Origin of the sequence: Polynucleobacter sp. Latsch14-2 (assembly GCF_018881925.1) — a bacterium.
Taxonomy (GTDB): Bacteria; Pseudomonadota; Gammaproteobacteria; order Burkholderiales; family Burkholderiaceae; genus Polynucleobacter.
Map to the genome: position 1 here is coordinate 81,925 of NZ_JACVPL010000001.1, position 16,786 is coordinate 98,710.

The 16,786-nt window shown below is 46.0% G+C and carries 12 protein-coding genes; 11 read left to right on the forward strand and 1 reads right to left on the reverse strand.

Going from position 1 to position 16,786, the window contains the following annotated elements; translation table 11 throughout:
• Positions 1–35 precede the first annotated feature (35 nt).
• The 3 genes from ICN46_RS00495 to ICN46_RS12125 are packed head-to-tail and all read left to right on the forward strand — an operon-like array spanning position 36 to position 4,029.
• Positions 36–1,976, forward strand: coding sequence for a lytic transglycosylase domain-containing protein (locus ICN46_RS00495; RefSeq protein WP_216203970.1), 1,941 nt, complete (start codon positions 36–38; stop codon positions 1,974–1,976).
• Between the two features lie 17 nt (positions 1,977–1,993).
• The gene (locus ICN46_RS00500; protein WP_216203427.1) at positions 1,994–2,902 is read left to right on the forward strand and encodes a complex I NDUFA9 subunit family protein; all 909 of its coding nucleotides are present in this window, start codon (positions 1,994–1,996) and stop codon (positions 2,900–2,902) included.
• Positions 2,902–4,029: a tRNA nucleotidyltransferase/poly(A) polymerase-related protein gene (locus tag ICN46_RS12125; RefSeq protein WP_216203429.1), complete on the forward strand. Its 1,128-nt coding sequence runs from the start codon at positions 2,902–2,904 to the stop codon at positions 4,027–4,029. Before ICN46_RS00500 ends, ICN46_RS12125 begins: the two co-directional genes overlap by 1 nt.
• On the opposite strand, the gene ICN46_RS00510 is transcribed toward ICN46_RS12125, so the two are convergent.
• Positions 4,026–5,213 carry a class I SAM-dependent methyltransferase gene (locus tag ICN46_RS00510; RefSeq protein ID WP_216203431.1) on the reverse strand — a complete coding sequence of 396 codons (1,188 nt, stop codon included), beginning with the start codon at positions 5,211–5,213 and terminating at the stop codon, positions 4,026–4,028. The genes ICN46_RS12125 and ICN46_RS00510 overlap by 4 nt on opposite strands.
• Positions 5,214–5,238: 25 nt before the next feature.
• Between ICN46_RS00510 and ICN46_RS00515 the strand changes: the two genes are divergently transcribed.
• The 8 genes from ICN46_RS00515 (at position 5,239) to ICN46_RS00550 (ending at position 16,705) form a co-directional block, all read left to right on the forward strand.
• Positions 5,239–6,054 (forward strand): SDR family oxidoreductase, encoded by an 816-nt coding sequence (locus tag ICN46_RS00515; protein ID WP_216203433.1) that lies wholly within the window; start codon positions 5,239–5,241, stop codon positions 6,052–6,054.
• Between the two features lie 14 nt (positions 6,055–6,068).
• Complete coding sequence (locus tag ICN46_RS00520) at positions 6,069–6,464, forward strand: dihydroneopterin aldolase (RefSeq protein ID WP_216203435.1); 396 nt, start codon at positions 6,069–6,071, stop codon at positions 6,462–6,464.
• Between the two features lie 5 nt (positions 6,465–6,469).
• On the forward strand, positions 6,470–7,378 hold the full coding sequence (gene ttcA / locus ICN46_RS00525) for a tRNA 2-thiocytidine(32) synthetase TtcA (RefSeq protein WP_216203437.1): 909 nt from the start codon (positions 6,470–6,472) through the stop codon (positions 7,376–7,378).
• On the forward strand, positions 7,375–8,850 hold the full coding sequence (glmU, locus tag ICN46_RS00530; protein ID WP_216203439.1) for a bifunctional UDP-N-acetylglucosamine diphosphorylase/glucosamine-1-phosphate N-acetyltransferase GlmU: 1,476 nt from the start codon (positions 7,375–7,377) through the stop codon (positions 8,848–8,850). Before ttcA ends, glmU begins: the two co-directional genes overlap by 4 nt.
• Positions 8,850–10,682, forward strand: coding sequence for a glutamine--fructose-6-phosphate transaminase (isomerizing) (gene glmS / locus ICN46_RS00535; RefSeq protein ID WP_216203440.1), 1,833 nt, complete (start codon positions 8,850–8,852; stop codon positions 10,680–10,682). The genes glmU and glmS overlap by 1 nt, the downstream gene beginning before the upstream one ends.
• A 132-nt stretch (positions 10,683–10,814) precedes the next feature.
• The gene (locus tag ICN46_RS00540; protein WP_216203442.1) at positions 10,815–12,353 is read left to right on the forward strand and encodes an efflux transporter outer membrane subunit; all 1,539 of its coding nucleotides are present in this window, start codon (positions 10,815–10,817) and stop codon (positions 12,351–12,353) included.
• A gap of 169 nt (positions 12,354–12,522) precedes the next feature.
• Complete coding sequence (locus ICN46_RS00545; RefSeq protein WP_216203972.1) at positions 12,523–13,662, forward strand: efflux RND transporter periplasmic adaptor subunit; 1,140 nt, start codon at positions 12,523–12,525, stop codon at positions 13,660–13,662.
• A gap of 7 nt (positions 13,663–13,669) precedes the next feature.
• Positions 13,670–16,705: an efflux RND transporter permease subunit gene (locus tag ICN46_RS00550; protein WP_216203444.1), complete on the forward strand. Its 3,036-nt coding sequence runs from the start codon at positions 13,670–13,672 to the stop codon at positions 16,703–16,705.
• Positions 16,706–16,786 lie beyond the last annotated feature (81 nt).

Here is a 16,786-nt window from a genome sequence, read left to right on the forward strand (position 1 = left end):
AAGGCTAGCTAGTGAAAAAGAAGTTTGATAGTTGGATGACCGGGCGTCATAAGGTGGCTGGAGCACTACTCCTTAGCCTGATTTTCTTTGCGCCTCATGCATTTGCTGAGAAAATAAAAAAGTCAAATCTTCCGAAGTCTTATACAAGTAAATTAGCACCCGCTGAAATTACTGAGAGTGATCGAACTTTTATAGAGCTACGCGAAGCGGCTAGGAAAAATGATGTATTTCGTGCGCAGCAATTAGCATCTAACTTGCTAAATTATCCTTATGACGACTATGTTGCGTATTTTCGGATCAAGCCACAACTCTTTGACGCAGCTGGTGGTGCAAGAGCTGATACCAGCGCCGATACGCAGGTGGCAGGATTTCTAAAGCAATACGAAGGGGCAGCGCTTGCGGATCGCATGCGCAATGACTGGTTGCTCGTATTGGGTAAGCGCAAGGACTGGGCAAACTTTGATTCTGAATATGCCAAGTTTGTTTTAGATGATGATACTCAAGTGAAATGTTATGCCTTGCAGTCCAAATTAGCGCAGGGTGATAACCCCACTAAATTAGCGATTGATGCGCGAGCGGTGCTTATTAATCCATCGTATTTTGGTTCCGCCTGCCAAGAATTAGTTCCTGCACTGGTAGCAGCCGGCGGCATGACGCCAAGCGAAGCTAAGGCTGTAGGACGGGCTGCTAGCGAAATGGGCTTTGACTCAATGGCGCGTCGACTTGGTGGTGAAGATCCTATTGCGGATATTGTGAAAGCCGCAAAGAGCGATCCTGCAAAAGCTTTCAAAGATTTTTCTCAAAATGCTTCGCGCTATAGCAAAGAAAATCAAGCTGTTGCTTGGGGTGTGATTGGTCAGTTCTTGGCGAAAAAACTCGATTCGAATGCGGACGATGCTTATCGTTTGCAGCAGGCCTTGGGATATAACGAATTACTTTCTACCGAAAGCCAAGAGTGGAAAGTGCGCGCTGGTTTACGCGCCAAAGATTGGGCTCTAGTCAAAAATGCCATTGACGGCATGAATCCAGCGGTGCGCAGTCGAGATCCTGCTTGGACTTATTGGTATGGACGCGCTCTGAAGGCTGAGGGTCAGGATGCTAAAGCGCGTGAAAGCTATGAGTTGATTGCTGACCAGTATCATTTTTATGGACAGCTAGCTCGTGAGGAGCTTGGCAAATCCAATCATGCGCCCTCGAGAACGAGGGCATCCGAGCAAGATATTGATGCGATGGAAAGTCGTAAAGGCTTCATTAGGGGCGAACGCCTTTATGCCATGAATCTGCGCTTTGAAGGAAACCGCGAGTGGAATTGGGAATTGCGTAATATGACCGACAGGCAATTACTTGCGGCTGCTGAGTATGCGAAGCGAATTGGTTTATATGATCGCGTGGTGAATACCGCTGACCGCACAAAACAAGAGCATGACTTTAGTTTGCGCTACCCAACCCCCTATCGTGATGAGTTATCACCAATTGCGCGCCAAATTGATTTGAACTTAGCTTGGGCATATGGCCTCATTCGTCAAGAGTCACGTTTTATTATGAACGCCTCATCTTCTGTTGGCGCATCTGGATTGATGCAGGTAATGCCAAATACTGCAAAGTATGTTGCCAAGAAAATTGGCATGACTAACTACACCAACGACAAGTTGAGTGATACCAATACTAATTTGACTTTAGGTAGCAATTATCTCAATATGGTCCTAACTGATTTAGACGGCTCTTGGGTGCTAGCCTCTGCAGCTTATAACGCAGGACCATCACGCTCTAAGGCTTGGCGTGAAAAATTAAACAGCCCAACTGAAGGGGCAATTTTTGCTGAGACCATCCCATTTAATGAAACGCGTACTTATGTAAAAAATGTTTTGTCTAATGCTAATTACTATTCATCAGTTATGCAGGGTCAAGCACAATCTTTAAAACAACGCTTAGGAGTTATATCGCCTAAAGCGGCCACGCAATCAGAATTACCTTAAGCACAAAATCGGACTCTATGAAATATGACATTCTTCTTATCGGCGGAAATGGATTTGTAGGGAGTGTGCTTGCGGCAAAGCTGCAGATGGTGGGCTATTCCGTGCTGTTACCAACAAGTCATTTAGCAGCTGCCCGTAATTTACGAGTTTTGCCTAAAGTACATCTGGAAGATGTGGATGTGCATGAGTTTGATGGGTTACAAAATTTGTGCGCCAGGGTTAAGTCAAATGGCGCAGTCATTAATTTGGTTGGCGTACTGCATGACAAGCCTGCACAGCCATATGGCAAGATTTTCAAAGCGGCCCACGTGGATTTGCCGAAAAATATTATGACCGCTATGAAAATTCATGGCCTGAAACGCTATTTGCATATGAGTGCTTTAGGTGCAGATGTCAATGGTCCTTCTATGTACCAACGCAGCAAGGGTGCCGGCGAGCACGAAGTAAAAGCAAGCGGTCTTGATTGGACAATTTTTAGACCTTCGGTCATCTTTGGTGCGCATGATCAATTCATTAATTTATTTTCAACATTAACGAAATGGTTGCCTGTGTTGCCGCTAGCTAATTGCGAGGCTCAGTTTCAGCCAGTGAGCGTGGAGGATGTGGCTGAAGCATTTGTTAAGTCCATTAAGATGCCGCAAACTATTCATCAGTCATACGACTTGGTTGGACCTGTGGCGTACTCGATGAAACAGATTGTCACCTTTGCAGCTCAGAAAGCAAAAACTACTTGCGCCATCATCCCGGTGCCTGCATTTGTTGGGTATCTACAGGCTTTAGCATTTGAGTTTTTGCCTGTACCAACATTAATGTCACGTGACAATATAGCTTCGATGAAGGTGCCGAACGTATTAGCCATGAATGCTACGGATGCATTGCCCGTAGTATTTGGGATCAGTCGCCGCTCGCTTGAGGGTGCGGGGTAATGAAAATTTATGCTGTTGGTGGCGCCATTCGCGATACGCTCATGGGGTTTCCTATGAATGATATCGACTATGTGGTCGTTGGTTCTAGCGTAGAAGAAATGTTGGCGAAGGGATTTCGCCCGGTGGGTAAAGACTTTCCCGTGTTTCTCCATCCAGAGACTCAGGCTGAATATGCCTTAGCTCGCACAGAGCGAAAAACAGGTAAAGGCTACAAGGGATTTTTATTTCATGCTGATCCCGATGTCACTCTCGAACAGGATTTAGCGCGTCGCGACTTAACGATTAATGCCATGGCGCAAGAAGTTGCTGCTGATGGCAATCTTATTGGACCACTTATTGATCCTTATAACGGCCAACGAGATCTTGCTGAGAAGGTATTTCGTCATGTATCAGATGCCTTTGCCGAAGACCCATTGCGTTTGCTGCGTATTGCACGCTTTGCTGCTCGCTTCCCTGAATTTATCGTTGCTGATGAAACCATGGCGGCATTAAAGGCGATTGTGGTGTCAGGAGAATTAAATGCTTTATCACCTGAACGTATTTGGCAAGAACTTGCAAGAGGTTTAGTAGCTAGTAAGCCCATGCGAATGTTTCAAGTGCTACTTGATGCTGGTGCTGCCAAGGCAATTCTTTCTCCCTCCCTTGTGGCTGAGTTACAGAGCGAGATAGGCCGCGTAAATTTGATGACAAATCTACATAAAACTCCCACCAAATTAGAGAGTCGTTGCGCTATTGTGTTGATGAATACACCAGCAAGAGAAATTCGTTCTTGGTCTGAGTGTGTTCGCATGCCTATCGAGGTGCGAGATTTCAGTGAGATTTTTAGTGAACTGAATCTATTTATTAATGAGCATTCACAAGGCGCTTATCCTGCTGTAGATGTGCTATCTTGGTTTAATCGTGCTGATGCTTGGCGCAAGCCTGAGCGTACTCAAGCGTTGTTAGATCTTATGCATAGCATTGGTCAGAATGTATCTGGATTGGTTAACGCCCTGCAACACTCGCAGACTTTAAATCCTGCAGACATTATTGCTGGGCTGGTTGCAGAAGATCGCTCTAATGGTGCAAGAATAGGTTGCGCAGTAGAAGCCGCAAGGCTTGCGGCAATTACTTCAGCGCTCCTTTAAAGCCTATTTCTACCTCTGAAGCCAGGAAGGTCTTCAAGGACATATCCTGGTAGCAAATGATCTAGTTTCTTTGAAAAAGTAAACGCTTTAAATAGTTCACCCATTTCCGCCTCTGAAAGTAATTTCTGCAGTGAATTGGAAATTGGTAAAAAAGTTTCTGGGTTGCCAGGGTCGCCGATCTCAAGAGCGATATCTCCGATACCAGCGTCAAGCAAGAACGCAGCTTGATTGGTTAGATAGACATCATCCACATTTTCTGCAAGCACGCTGCGGGCAATTTGTGCCCACTCTACGTGGCTTGTTAAGTCACATAAGCCTGGCAGGTAAAAAGGGTCTGGAATTGCGTGATGGCGATGATGGGCCATCAGAGTCCCCTCGATTCTTTGTGGGTGGTAGTACTCGCTTTCTGGAAAACCATAATCGAATGTGAGAAATATACCGGTGTCTAAGCCTTCGGCAATTTGCCGAATCCAAGCATTTGCTTGAGGGTGCAATTCGGTGATATAGCCTTCTGGGAAATTTCCAGTCAGAAGACTTTCTGGCAGTAAGGTTTGCTCGACATGTCTGCCTACTTTCCAATTACATTTTTCATCGATAGTACTTACCCCATACCAATACCAAAACCCATTTTGGTAGATGATGGTATCGCAGGGGATTGCATCAATGACTTCATTGGCAAGAATGACCCCTTTAAAGTGACTCGGAAGCGAGCTAAGCCAGGAACATTGCGTTGGAAGACCAAGTTCTGTTGCAAGCTTATCAAGGCGTTTCTGCTGTCTTTGGGCTAGATCTGGTGAGATCTCGATGATGTCGTAGGTATCTAGTGAAAAACCAATATCGTTTAGTCGGCTCAGAATCGATTCAGCCAATTTGCCCGTCCCTGCGCCAAACTCCAGAATTTTGGCCGGAAGCCCTTTTGCCCGCAGCCCCTCAAGGATGGGAAGGATGGTGGATGCAATCGCCGCCCCAAATAAGGGGCTTAGTTCCGGAGCGGTAGTGAAATCACCACCTGCCCCAAGTTTATGTGCGCCAGCACTGTAATACCCCATTCCAGGCTCATATAAAGCCATTTCCATGTAGCGAGAAAAGGGGATCCAACCACCTTGGGAGGCGATTTCAGCAGCAATTTTGCTACCTAGGAGCTCGCAATGCTCCGTTTCAAGTCTGGTCAAGGTAATATCCATAGCTCGTTAGTCTAAGAGAATTTAATTGAACCCGAGTTCAACTTCCGCATCTCAGCAAAATAAGGCGGTTTTAGTGACCGGCGCTGCCAAGCGTCTAGGTCGTGAAATTGCTTTGGAATTTGCCCGTCAGGGATGGGATGTTGCCGTTCATTATGGGCGATCAGAGGCCCAAGCCCAAGAGACGGTCGCACAAATTCAGAAGCTGGGGAGGATGGCTCAGGCATTTCAGGCTGATTTGGCGAATGAGGCTGATGTGAAAACGCTCTTCGCCATGGTGCTCAATGATTTCGGAGGTTTGCATTGCGTAGTGAACAGTGCATCCATCTTCGAGTACGACCGCGCAAATTCTGAGTCCCCTCTCACTAGTAAAAGCTTGCAAGAGCATATCCAGGTGAATTTGACTGCGCCAATCCTCTTGACCCAGTTAATGTTTGAAGCGCAAAAAAATGGCACAAAAAATGATGATGACCAAGCGCTACCTTCAGTCATACAGTTGCTTGATCAAAAGCTCATCAATCTCAACCCCGATTACTTGTCTTACACCTTATCGAAGGCCGCATTACTGACATCGGTAGAGGTCTTAGCAATGGACTGCGCCCCTTACTTGCGTGTAGTGGGACTGGCGCCTGGAATTTCTCTTCCGTCTGGCGATCAAACGCAAGATGGTTTTTCTAAGGCACATCAAATGACGCCATTAGGAAAATCATCTGCGCCATCAGATATTGCTAAGGCTGCTGTATTTCTTGCAAATTCAAATGCAATTACCGGTACCACTTTGTATGTCGATGGCGGGCAGCATCTTTTATCTTCATCACGCGATGTGATGTTTAAAACACATTAATTAAGTAACTATTTATGCACGCCATTCTTTCCCATCCCGCTTTAATTGATTGCCGCCGTTTGTTCTTGCGGGACTACGAGATTTATATCAATATTGGGGTACATGATTTTGAGAAGAGGGCAGAACAGCGCGTGATTCTGAATGTAGACTTATATATACCTCTGGCTGTGAATACGCCAACCCATGATCAATTGGGCGAAGTAGTCGACTATGACTTTATGCGCGAAACCATTAAGGCATTGGCTTCCCAGGGGCATATTCATCTGCAAGAAACCTTTTGCGATGACATCGTCACGGCTATGTTGCTGCATCCCAAAGTATTGGCTGCGCGCGTAAGTACTGCCAAACCCGATGTTTATCCAGACTGCCATTCGGTGGGAGTTGAAGTGTTTCGGATGAAGCAAATTTAAGCCCTATGAGTGATATTCGTAAAACTGTCTTCGAAGAAAATAAGCTCGAAAAGAAATTATGTCGATTGGTTGGTCAAGCAATTGGCGACTTTGGCATGATCGAGGATGGTGACAAAGTGATGGTCTGCGTATCAGGTGGAAAAGATAGCTATGCCATGCTTGATATTCTGCTGAAGTTGCGCGAACGTGCCCCAATCAATTTTGAGATAGTAGCCGTTAACTTAGATCAAAAACAGCCAAACTTCCCTGCAGAAATTTTGCCTAACTATTTGAAAAACTTGGGCGTGCAATTTCATATTGAAAACCAAGATACTTACAGTATTGTTAAGCGCGTCATTCCAGAAGGTAAAACGACTTGTGGATTGTGTTCGCGTTTGCGTCGTGGCATTTTGTATCGAGTTGCGGATGAGCTAGGAGCAACCAAGATTGCCTTAGGTCATCACCGCGATGACATCCTAGAGACGCTCCTGTTGAATATGTTCTTTGCTGGCAAGCTGAAAGGTATGCCACCGAAGTTGCGCTCTGATGATGGTAAACATATCGTCATTCGCCCTTTGGCTTATGTGCCAGAAAAACTACTTGAGCGCTATGCTGCTGATATGAATTTCCCAATCATCCCCTGCGATTTGTGTAGCAGTCAGCCTAATTTGCAACGTGGCGCCATGAAGGAAATGTTGCGTGAATGGGAAAAGAAACACCCGGGTCGCGTTGAAAACCTCTTCCGTTCTATGCATCACATCGTGCCGTCTCATTTGATGGATGGTGAGGCTTTTGATTTCCAGAATTTAGAGGTCTCCACCGAGTTATCCGGCATCGCCGCCAGATCATCTGGGGATAAGGCAATTGATGAGGCTCAATTAGATGAATTAGCTTGCGGGACTATGATTCAAGGGATTTATAATTCCACCTTATGAACATTGTCATTTTGGCTGCTGGGCAAGGAAAGCGGATGAAATCCGCCTTGCCAAAGGTACTCCAAACCCTCGCCGGTAAGCCCCTTCTTCAGCATGTGCTGACTACTGCATTATCTTTGCAGGGCAAGCAGGCTAAAACAGGTCCGATTGTTGTTGTTGGGCATGGCGCTGCTGACGTCAAAGAATTTTTAGCGCATGCCAGCAAGGAGGGCCCTGGATTTAGTAGGGTAACGACAGCATTGCAGGCAGAGCAAAAGGGAACGGGCCATGCTTTATTGCAGGCCTTACCGAAGTTGGATGCACAAGAGCCGACCTTAGTCCTTTATGGCGACGTGCCCCTCACTAGCAAAAAGACCTTAGCGAAGCTAGCCAAGTTAGCTGATGGAGTACGTGGTCAAGATTCTGCATTGGCTTTGCTGACACAAGATCTCGCTAACCCTAGCGGCTATGGTCGCATCATTCGGGATGCTGATGGTTTGGTGCAAGCGATTGTGGAGGAAAAGGATGCGTCCCCTATACAGAAAGCTATCAAAGAAATTAATACCGGCATCATGGTATTACCAACGAGTGCATTGAAGAAATGGCTGAAGGCATTAAGTTCCAGCAATTCTCAAGGCGAGTATTACCTAACCGATGTGATTGCGATGGCTGTTAAGGCTGGCGTGCCTATTCGTACAACGCAGGCAGATAATGAATTTGAAACTATCGGCGTTAATAGTCGCGATCAACTTGCTAGCTTGGAGCGCACTCATCAGCTCAATATTGCTAATCAACTGATGGATGCTGGTGTATCCCTGGCTGATCCTGCCCGGATTGATGTACGCGGTACGCTGGAGTGCGGCACGGATGTTTTTATTGATGTGGGTTGTGTTTTTGAAGGTTGCGTGACTTTAGCGGCTGGAACCAAGGTTGGTCCTTACTGTGTCATTCGCAATAGCGTGATTGGTAAAGGTGTTTCCATTAATGCATTTAGTCATATTGAGGGTGCAAAGGTTGGCAATAATTCTTTGATTGGTCCCTATGCGCGCTTACGCCCAGGCGCTGATTTAGCGAATGATGTACACATTGGTAACTTTGTTGAAGTCAAGAACAGCAAGATAGCCGCTAATAGCAAAGCCAACCACTTGGCGTATGTTGGGGATTCCATTGTGGGAGCTAGGGTCAATATTGGCGCTGGCACAATTACCTGTAATTACGATGGTGTCAATAAGCATCAAACTATTATTGAAGACGATGTCTTTATTGGCTCTGACACTCAGTTGGTAGCGCCTGTGCGGGTTGGTCGCGGAGCAACTTTGGGTGCTGGAACGACGCTGACTAAAGATGCTCCACCGAATCAATTGACGGTTTCTAGAGCCAAGCAAATTTCTTTACCGTGGCAACGCCCTGAGAAACAAGAAAAAAAAGTGGCAGTAAAAAACACGGTGACTAAGAAAGCCGTAGTCAAGAAATCTGTAAAGGGTAAAAAATAATGTGCGGCATCGTTGGCGCTGTCTCGCACAGAAACATTGTTGATGTGTTGGTTGAGGGCTTACGTCGCCTTGAATATCGCGGCTATGATTCTTGTGGTTTTGCGGTAATCAATGGCGCTGATGATAAGCATCCTATTGAAAGAGCTCGTACCACAGCGCGTGTTGCAGAACTAGCTGCGCAAGGTAAAGATTTCTATGGAACACTTGGTATTGCCCACACCCGCTGGGCGACTCATGGCAAGCCTGATACCCAAAATGCGCACCCGCATATCTCTAATAACTTAATTGCAGTTGTTCACAACGGCATTATTGAGAACTATGAAACACTGCGCACCGAATTAAAAGCGGCTGGTTATGTGTTTGCCTCCGAGACTGATACGGAAGTGATTGCGCATTTAGTTCATCAGCAATATATTGCGCACGACCAAAAAGATTTAGCGGCCTCAGTGAGGGCTGTCTTACCAAGGCTACATGGCGCTTATGCCATTGGAGTGATCTCTCAAGATAGCCCCGAGGTATTGGTTGGTGCACGCGTGGGCTCACCTCTGGTAGTAGCGCTTGGCGATCAAGAAAATTTCTTGGCCTCCGATGCTCTCGCCTTGGCAGGTAGAGCCCATGCCATGATGTATTTAGAGGAGGGTGATGTCGCCATTCTTAATGCTGATGGAGTGCAGGTTGTTGATCAATCAGGCAAGATTGTGCAGCGTGAGAGTAAGTCTATGCCCACACAATCTGAGGCAGTAGATCTTGGACCTTATCAGCACTACATGCAAAAAGAAATCTTTGAGCAGCCTAGGGCGATTGGCGATACCCTTGCAAATATTGCAGCATTTGGACCAGAGCTTTTTGGTGCAAATCCTGAAGAATGGAAATCATTCGACCAAATTTTAATTTTGGCTTGTGGGACTAGTTATTACTCTGCTTGTGTTGCTAAATATTGGCTAGAAGATATTGCTGGCATCCCAACGCAGGTTGAAATTGCCAGCGAATATCGTTATCGCAACACCATTTCAAATCCTAAGACACTCATCGTCGTAGTTTCCCAGTCGGGCGAAACTGCAGATACCTTGGCGGCCTTGCGTCATGCCAAGAGCTTGGGACATCGTTTCACCTTGGCCATTTGCAATGTTGCAAGCAGCGCTATGGTGCGTGAAACTCAGTGGCATTTCTTGACAAAAGCCGGCACCGAGATAGGGGTCGCCTCCACTAAGGCATTCACCACTCAGTTACTTGCCCTTTACCTATTGGCAGTATCTATCGCTAAGCGCGCAGATAGGATTTCTGTCGAAAAAGAAAAAGAGTTATTGCGAGAGTTACGCCACCTACCTAAAGCACTTCATGCAGTTCTAGCCTTAGAGCCACAGATCATGGCATGGAGCGAAGCGTTTTCTAAATGTGAAAATGCCCTGTTCTTGGGGCGTGGCCTGCATTACCCCATCGCGCTAGAGGGTGCTCTCAAGCTCAAAGAGATCTCCTATATTCATGCGGAGGCCTATCCTGCTGGTGAATTAAAGCATGGCCCACTTGCATTGGTGACGGATAAAATGCCGGTGGTCACTATTGCCCCAAATGACGCGTTATTGGAAAAACTAAAATCCAATATGCAGGAAGTGAAGGCGCGTGGCGGCAAGCTTTATGTCTTTGCTGATCAAGATACTGAGATAGTCAGTAGTGAGGGTATTAGCGTGATTCGTTTGCCAGAGCATTATGGCAACCTCTCCCCTATCTTGCATGTAGTGCCGTTGCAGCTCTTGGCGTATCACACTGCTTGCGCTAGAGGCACCGACGTAGATAAGCCAAGAAACTTGGCTAAGAGTGTGACGGTAGAGTAAGTCCACTATTTGAAGTTGACTTCCTAAAGAAGTTATGCACAAATTTAGGTAGATAAATCAGGGCTTTACGAAACCCCTTGCCTAATTTTGTGTTCAAATAACTCTTGTACAAGAGGATATTTTTTGCAATTCATGTTTCTCCAAAATGCCCTATCAAAATCTCGCTGGTTTGCATTGGTTATTGCGGCCTGTCTCTCCGCATGCGCGGTTGGGCCAGATTTCAAGCAGCCTGAGGCACCTAAGACTGCTTCTTATACTGAAACTACTTTAGCCAAAAACCTGACCACTGCACCGGGCGTACCTGGCGGAACCGAGCAAGAATTTGTAGAGGGCGCTGATATTGAAGCTGGATGGTGGGAGCTTTATAAATCCCCTGAGCTCGACTTGCTGATCAAGAAAGCATTGCAGCAGAATCCAAACTTAGGTGCCGCAGATGCTGCATTGCGTGCTGCCCAGGAAAATGTGAATGCGCAAATTGGCGGACAGTATTTCCCTGCTATTGGTCTAGGTGGAAGTGCGGGTAGGCAACAAGTGCCTAGCGCAGCCTTTGGCTTGCCAGGCAATGGCAGCAGCATCTATAACCTCTACAACACCTCAGTAAATGTGAACTACCGTTTGGATGTTTTTGGGGGTGCGCGTCGAACAGTTGAAAGCGCTCGCGCACAAGCTGAGTTTCAGCAGTTTCAGCTTGAAGGTGCCTATCTTTCTCTTACAACCAATATTGTGACGGCGGCAATTCAGGAGGCGGCACTACATGCGCAGGTAAAGGCCACTGGCGAGATATTGAAAGCACAGACTAATCTTGCTGAAGTAACTGAAAAGCAGCTCCTTATTGGTACAGTTTCTAAGGTGGATGTCACTTCTCAACAGGCTTTGGTATCCACATCGCAGGTAGATCTTTTTAACTACCAACGTAATCTTGATTTTGCGCGTAATCAATTGGCGGTGTATATCGGGGAATTGCCAAGTAATGCAAAGATTGCTAATTTTGATTTAAGTAATTTGCATCTTCCTGAAAAGCTACCACTTTCCATTCCTTCGAGTTTAGTGCGCCAGCGTCCCGATGTGAGGGCCGCAGAGGCTCAGCTGAAATCAACGAATGCCTTGATTGGCGTAGCAACAGCTAATCTGTTGCCGCAGATCAATTTGACTGGCGCTATCGGCTCTGAAGCATTAACTACCGGCGCCTTATTTGGGCCCGGCGCTGCCTTATGGTCAGTTGCCGGTGGGGTCTTTCAGCCTTTATTCCAGGGCGGCCAGCTCTTGGCTCAACGTCGTGGTGCAATTGCAAATTATGAGCAAGCAGTTTATCAATATCAAGCAACAGTATTAACTGCATTTCAAGATGTGGCTAATGCACTGCGGGCCCTAGAGACGGGAGCTCAAGTATTAAGGTCTGCCTCTGATGCTGAGCGTTATGCCTACGAAACCTTGAACTTAGTTGAACAACAATATAAGTTTGGAACGGCTAGTTATCTTTCGGTTTTGTACTATCAAAATCAATATCAACAGGCAAAAGTGAAATCTATTTCTGCTCAGGCCACGCGCTTTGCTGACACAGCAGCTTTATTTGCAGCATTAGGCGGGGGTTGGTGGAATCGAGCTGGTCCAGCCTTTCAACCAAAAGACATAGCAAACAAAGATCAAAATGAAACTTCTGGAAACAATTAAGACCAAGGTTGTGGCCCTCGCTGTTAGCTTCTGGGCTTGGACGCTAGCTAAAGCGGAAGAGTGGAAGCTGCGTGAGAAGGGTGTTTCCTTCTGGGGGAAAATAAAAGCACTTTGGGCTCGTATTGGTCAAAAGTGGCGCAGTACAAAGGCGCATGAAAAGCTGATGGCCATGGAGCCCCTACAGCGTCGCATGATCATCATGCTTTGTGGAGTGTTTCTATTGCTTGGATTGATTTTCGCTTTTAATCAATTCAAGACCTTCATGATTAAACATTTTATTTCAGCCGCAGGATTGCCTCCTGCGGCCGTATCAACGATGGCGATTACTTCCGAGCCATGGCAACTTAAATTATCAAGCGTTGGGAACGTGCGTGCTTTTAGAGGGGTTGATCTTAGTACTGAAATTGGCGGCTTGGTGCAAACCGTTCCCGTAAAGTCTGGCATAGATGTAAAAGAGGGTGACTTACTCATTAAATTAAATGATGCCTCTGATGTTGCTCAGCTAAATTCTCTTAAGGCGCTGGCAGAGTTGGCTAAAGTACTCAATGAGCGTGATAAACAGCAATTAGCTATCCAGGCGATTAGTAAGAACGTCTACGACACCAGCAAGGCAGATGCCAAATCTAAGCAAGCGCAAGTAGAGGCGCAAATTGCCTTGGTAGCAAAGAAGAATTTAAAGGCGCCATTTAGTGGACGCGTTGGTATTGTGGCCATCAATCCGGGTCAGTATGTTAATCCTGGCGACAAGTTGCTGACATTACAAACCTTAGACCCTATTTTTGTGGATTTTAATTTGCCACAAAGTAATGCTGAACAAATTCAGGTGGGCCAGGAAATTGTCGTTACAACAGATGCATTTAAAGGCACTAGCTTTACGGGCAAGATTACAGCTGTCAGCCCAAAGGTGGATAGCAATACTCGCAATATTCAAATAGAAGCCCAAGTGGCCAATCCTGATAAAAAGATTTTGCCGGGCATGTTTGCTAATGTGAATATCAATATCGGTGAAGAGGTAAAGCTATTGACCTTGCCGCAAACGGCTATCACCTATAACCCTTATGGCTCTACTATATTTATTGCCAAGCCTACCGGCAAAAAAGATAAGCAAGGCAAGCCTGCCCTAGAGGCTCAGCAGGTGTTTGTTACTACCGGCCAAACCCGAGGGGATCAAGTATCGATTCTTAAAGGAGTTGACGAGGGTGCAACTGTGGTGACTAGTGGCCAATTGAAGCTAAAGAATGGTACGCCGCTTATTATTAACAATAAAGTACAGCCAACAAATTTACCCGATCCTAAGCCACAGGAATGATCAGTAGATGAACTGGACTGACATATTTATTCGTAAGCCAGTGTTATCACTGGTAGTGAGCGCACTTGTACTGGTATTTGGTTTGAAGGCCATTGGTTCCTTGCCAGTAAATCAATATCCTCAAACCCAAAATGCAATTGTCACGATTACAACTTCCTACTATGGCGCAGATCCGGAAACGATTGCCGGTTTTATTACACAACCACTAGAAGCCTCGGTAGCCCAAGCACAGGGGATCGATTACCTTTCATCTACCAGCGTCAGTGGGACATCGACGATTATTGCTACTCTGAAGTTGAATTATGACTCCAATGCTGCATTAACTCAGATTCAGACCCAAATTAGCGCAGTAAAGAATCAGCTTCCGCCACAAGCCCAACAACCAGTATTGACTGTACAAGTTGGTCAATCGACTGATGCTATGTACATGGGATTCTATAGCGATGAAATTCAAAATAACGCTACTACCGATTACTTATTGCGGGTTGTAAAACCTAAGTTCGATTCTATTGATGGCGTCCAAACTGCGGAAATTATTGGTGGTAGAAAATTTGCATTACGTGCTTGGCTTGATCGCGAGAGAATGGCTGGCTTGGGTGTTGGAGCTGATGACGTCTACAACGCATTGGCTGCGAATAATTATTTATCAGCGGTTGGAAGCACCAAAGGGGATATGGTATCAGTCGACTTAGTTGCCGGTACCGACCTTCATTCGCTAGATGGTTTTCGTAAATTAGTGGTTAAGAGCGATGGCGTGAACATCGTTTATTTAGATCAAGTCGCTACCGTTACATTAGGATCTGAGGACTACACCACTAATGTTGCATTTAGTGGAAAGCAATCCGTGTTTATTGGTATTAAGGTTGCTCCCCAGGCTAACTTATTAGATGTCGCCGAGCGAGTTAGAACGGTTTTGCCAGGTATTCAGAAACAACTACCGGTCGGTTTAACAGGCAAGATTGTTTACGATTCCACTCAATTTATTACCACCTCAATCAGCGAAGTGATTAAGACTCTGCTTGAGGCTTTATGCATTGTTACGGTAGTAATTTATCTTTTCTTGGGCAGTTATCGTGCAGTAGCCATACCTGTAATTGCAATGCCTCTCTCCTTGATTGGCACATTTTTTCTAATGCAAATTTTAGGCTACTCGATCAATTTACTGACTTTGCTCGCATTGGTACTGGCCATTGGGTTGGTAGTCGATGATGCGATTATTGTCGTTGAGAACGTCGATCGCCATATGAAAGAAGGTAAATCTCCATTAGAGGCATCTTTGATCGCAGCTCGTGAGTTAGGCGGCCCCATCTTGGCAATGACCGTGGTGTTAATTGCGGTGTACATTCCAATCGGGTTCCAAGGTGGCTTAACGGGGGCACTCTTTACTGAATTTGCTTTTACTTTGGCTAGCGCTGTTGCGGTATCGGGCTTGATTGCCCTGACACTTTCACCAATGATGTGTTCTCGGATTTTTACCGAGGCACAAGAAGCATCTCCTTTTGTTGAAAAGATTGATCGTGTCTTTGAAAAAGTACATCACGGATATCAAAGCACCTTGCGTAATCTGCTCTCGACCTGGCAAGTCATTATTGTGATGGGTGTTCTATTGCTTGGTGGAGTAGCTTACTTGTATGCTACATCTCGCGCAGAGTTGGCGCCTACTGAAGATCAGGGGATTGTGCTGATGCAGGCTTATGGTCCAGCCAACAGTACTGTTACCCAGATGCAAACCTATGCCGATCAGATCTTTCAAATTGCCAGCGCTGAGCCCGAGTATGAACAGGCCTTCCAGATCACTAGCCCTAATACCAGCTTTGGGGGTATTTTATTAAAGGACTGGGACCAGCGTAGTCGTACCGCTACCCAGCTCCAGCAGGATATGCAGAATAAGTGGAACACAATTGCTGGCGCGCGAGTGGCAGCGTTTCAATTTCCTGCGCTACCTGGTGCACAGGGCTTGCCTGTTCAGGTCGTTATTACAACAACCGAGCCTTATGATCAGTTAAATGAAGTTTCTCAGGCGGTGCTGGATAAGGCACGCCGTAGTGGAAATTTTTTCTTTGTTGATACCGATCTTAAGATCGATAAGCCTCAAGATACCTTAGTCATTGATCGGGAAAAGGTAGCTGCACTAGGCATGACTCAGCAACAAGTTGGCGCAGCCTTATCTGCAGCACTGGGTGGTGGCTATGTCAATTACTTCTCAGTGTCTGGACGATCCTACAAGGTTATTCCACAAGTTAAACAGGTTGATCGTTTAAATCCCGATCAGATTTTGGATTACTATATCCGCACTCCAAGTGGTGCGATGATTCAGGCGCGCACGATTGCGTCGATCAAGCAAAAGGTTGTTCCGGAATCAATTAATCACTTTCAACAACTAAATTCAGCAACGATTTCTGGGGTTAGTACGCCGTTTATTTCTCAGGCTGATCTATTGGAGTACATGCGCCAAACCTTGCAAGAGGTTGCGCCCAACGGCTACAGCATTGATTATGCTGGGCCATCTCGTCAATTTATGGCGGAGTCCGGCGGATTTTTGGTGACCATGTTCTTTGCAATTTTGATCGTATTCCTCGTACTGGCTGCTCAATTTGAAAGTTTCCGCGATCCGATTGTGATTCTAGTTTCTGTACCACTGGCTTTGTTTGGCGCATTGATCTTCATTAATCTAGGGTTCACAACTCTGAATGTTTACACGCAGGTTGGCTTAGTAACGCTCATGGGTCTGATTAGTAAGCACGGGATTTTGATTGTAGAGTTTGCCAATGAGTTGCAACTAGCTGGACGTAGCAAGCTCGAGGCAATTATTGAGGCATGTAGTGTACGTCTAAGACCAATTTTGATGACTACAGCAGCGATGGTATTGGGCGTGGTTCCGCTAGTGATTGCTTCGGGTGCTGGCGCTGCTGGACGCCAATCAATGGGTATTGTGATCTTTACTGGATTATCGATTGGTACGCTGTTTACTTTATTTGTGGTTCCTGCAATGTATCTCTTCATTGGCGCTGACCACCATGAGAAGAAATTTAATCAACAGTAAGTAGGCTGCAACGATTGCATTAAAAAAGGGTGAACTAATGTTCACCCTTTTTATTATGCCAAGCTAATGGAGATGGCTTAT

Coding starts and splice junctions, on each gene's coding strand:
- ICN46_RS00495 (WP_216203970.1), top strand. CDS start 36: ATGACCGGGCGTCATAAGGTGGCTGGAGCACTACTCCTTAGCCTGATT.
- ICN46_RS00500 (WP_216203427.1), top strand. CDS start 1,994: ATGAAATATGACATTCTTCTTATCGGCGGAAATGGATTTGTAGGGAGT.
- ICN46_RS12125 (WP_216203429.1), top strand. CDS start 2,902: ATGAAAATTTATGCTGTTGGTGGCGCCATTCGCGATACGCTCATGGGG.
- ICN46_RS00510 (WP_216203431.1), bottom strand. CDS start 5,213: ATGGATATTACCTTGACCAGACTTGAAACGGAGCATTGCGAGCTCCTA.
- ICN46_RS00520 (WP_216203435.1), top strand. CDS start 6,069: ATGCACGCCATTCTTTCCCATCCCGCTTTAATTGATTGCCGCCGTTTG.
- ttcA (WP_216203437.1), top strand. CDS start 6,470: ATGAGTGATATTCGTAAAACTGTCTTCGAAGAAAATAAGCTCGAAAAG.
- glmU (WP_216203439.1), top strand. CDS start 7,375: ATGAACATTGTCATTTTGGCTGCTGGGCAAGGAAAGCGGATGAAATCC.
- glmS (WP_216203440.1), top strand. CDS start 8,850: ATGTGCGGCATCGTTGGCGCTGTCTCGCACAGAAACATTGTTGATGTG.
- ICN46_RS00540 (WP_216203442.1), top strand. CDS start 10,815: ATGTTTCTCCAAAATGCCCTATCAAAATCTCGCTGGTTTGCATTGGTT.
- ICN46_RS00545 (WP_216203972.1), top strand. CDS start 12,523: ATGGAGCCCCTACAGCGTCGCATGATCATCATGCTTTGTGGAGTGTTT.
- ICN46_RS00550 (WP_216203444.1), top strand. CDS start 13,670: ATGAACTGGACTGACATATTTATTCGTAAGCCAGTGTTATCACTGGTA.